This window comes from Bacillus sp. C30 (assembly GCF_040838255.1).
GTDB lineage: Bacteria > Bacillota > Bacilli > Bacillales > Bacillaceae_G > Bacillus_A > Bacillus_A mycoides.
Map to the genome: position 1 here is coordinate 1 of NZ_JBFPJH010000414.1, position 2,636 is coordinate 2,636.

Annotated in this window: 2 protein-coding genes; both read right to left on the reverse strand. The window is 36.8% G+C overall.

The window, feature by feature from the left end:
- A partial coding sequence (locus AB3X49_RS21060; RefSeq protein ID WP_367964533.1) for a penicillin acylase family protein occupies positions 1-1,683 on the reverse strand: 1,683 nt, incomplete at its 3' end.
- Positions 1,684-1,762: 79 nt separating this feature from the next.
- Positions 1,763-2,524 carry a DnaD domain-containing protein gene (locus tag AB3X49_RS21065; RefSeq protein ID WP_002066170.1) on the reverse strand — a complete coding sequence of 254 codons (762 nt, stop codon included), beginning with the start codon at positions 2,522-2,524 and terminating at the stop codon, positions 1,763-1,765.
- Between the last annotated feature and the right edge of the window lie 112 nt (positions 2,525-2,636).

Below are 2,636 nucleotides of genomic sequence, written 5' to 3' on the forward strand. Positions count from 1 at the left end.
AAATATAGGAGCAAATTCTTTCCCGTATAAATTTTTTTGATCCATCTGTAACTCTTCTAAATCTTTTACCGTATACTTATCCTTCTCTTGCAAAAACTCTTGAATACGCATTTGCCTGTAGGGTTGCGCCCACGTATTACTGATATGGTACGGATAATTATCATCAACAATTTTATTATTTGCAGTTGAAATAAACCCTTGTTTTGGATTTATTACTTTCGGTAGCTGATCAAACGGAATATACCCTTCCCATTCATATTCGTCTGTCCATCCTGGCACTGGCAAACTACCATCACCTTTTTTACGTATCGGTATATTTCCATTCGCTTTGTAAGCAATGGTTCCGTCATTTGATGCAAACACAAAGTTTTGAGTTGGTGTATGAAAATCTTGAAGAGCAGTTTCAAACTCATTCCAGTCTTTCGCTTTATTCATATTTAATACAGCCTTTAATTCAGCTGATGGCTCTAAAGCAGTCCATTTCAAAGCGAATACTGTTTTCGTTTTCTCTTTCCCTTTATCTGCAAACTCTGAAATTACTGGACCATGCCTCGTAACCGTCACGTTATACGGAATTGTTTTCCCGCCTTTTACTTTAATAGATTCATCAACAACCGTAGCTTTTTCCCACTTATCGTTATACAAAAATTCATTTTCATTATTAGGATTTCGCTTCTCAATATATAAATCTTGCACATCAGGACCAGTATTCGTAACGCCCCATGCTATTTTGTCATTGTGACCTAATATAACACCTGGTACTCCTGCGAAAATAACGCCACTCACATTTAAATCTTTCATTTCAAGTTGCGATTGATACCAAATAGAAGGCGTCGCAAGAGATAAATGAGGATCATCTGCTAAAATTGGCTTACCAGACGCACTCTTCTCACCGCTTATGACCCAGTTATTACTACCGTTAAACTCAGGCGGAATGATCGTTTTTGCAAAACTTTGTGCTACGTCCACATTTGTATTTTTCAGTTCAGCTAGCAATCTAGGCGCATCTTTCGGATATGTAGGAAATAGCTCATTTGCTTGCTCTTTCGGTAAATTTTTCAGCGCCCAATATCGAAATGCCTGTCCGTGCCAATGTCCGCCTAAATCAAACGCCATATACTTTCCAATCGTTAAAGAATCCACGATTGACCATTCAGCAGGTTCATAACCTAATAGAGTAAACTCCACTGGCAATTTCTTTTCGGCCTTCGCTTCACGTATAAAGGTATTCACCCCATCAGCAAATGACTGCAGGGCATATTTCGCTTCTCCATCATATTGACTAACAGATGCTTCTGCCGCTCGCCGTAAACCGAGCGTTCGAAACAATTTATCTCGATCAACAGCTGCTTCCCCTACAACTTCACTTAACATACCAGAAGCTTGTCTTCTACTTAAATCCATTTGAAACAAACGATCTTGCGCTTGTACGTATCCTTGCGAAAAATATAAATCATGCGCATTTTCCGCTTTAATATGTGGTACACCTTTACTATCTCGTTTCACCGCAACAGCATGTTGTAAATCCTCAAGTTTTATCGTTCCATCTATCTTTGGCATAGAACTAAGCGTATATATGTTCAAAAAAATCGCTGTACAAATAACTAATAAAAGAACGATACTACTAGACCAAATAAAAATTCTTTTTCCCCTATTTCGTTTCTTTTTTATGACGACTTCCATACAATCCCTCCTCTCTCAATCTATTCGCTTCTATTGTGAAAGAACCTTTTAGAAAAGAAGAAATCATTACTTGCTCATGCTATGGATCATACAAACTGAATACTTCTCTCTTACGCACTATTTCCTTTCCTTTATTGAAGCTTACTCGTCCTTTCTTACACCAATTCTTCAAAATCCCCTTTACATAAGCGAACGTCCCCTTATTATTTTCAAACGCAATTTTAAGTGCCTCTAGTACTTTATCTCCTGAAACTCTTTGCATCCATCCCTTTAATTCCTTCACTATATATGGAGATAAACTACTAATATTTTGTTCGTAAAACTTGTAAACTTCACTATGCGGAGTGACCTCCTCTACTCTTTCTACCTCTTCCTTCTCTTGAATAATTACTTGTTGTGAATTACTATCAATCTCTTCCTCTGGCATACCAAAATACTGAAGTAATAACGGAATCTTGCATTCTTCTTCAAGACATTTACGCAAAAACTTATGTAGGAACTCTTTACTTTTCACCATTTTCAGCTCACGTAATACACATTTCTCTATGTTCGTATTAAAAATAGGATTATAGTGTAACCAATTTATAATGAATAACTCTTTCGTTTCCGCATCATATAAAATCTTCCCGTATTCCACAAACCGGTTCAATAACTTCTCAACAGTTTCCATACTGTAACCAGTTTCAAGCTCTGCCAAACGTTTTGGCAATATGTAAATACCACATTGCTTCGTTTTCGTACCAGTTAACAAATATATGTAAAAATAACGCTCTTCTGGCGTTAAATCTAATATGAATTCATCTTGCCAAAAGTTCACCTGCACATTACGGTACACCGCCATCAGTTTTCCTCCCGCTCTTTACTAGTAAAAAGGAAAATTCCAATCCTTCAATATAAATATAGGAATGAGGTAACGGTTTTGGCATTCAAGTTCCAAATTTTTTTACTACTAC

What these genes read in the sequence shown, in the direction of transcription:
- AB3X49_RS21065 (WP_002066170.1), bottom strand. Translation starts at nt 2,524, where the DNA reads ATGGCGGTGTACCGTAATGTGCAGGTGAACTTTTGGCAAGATGAATTC.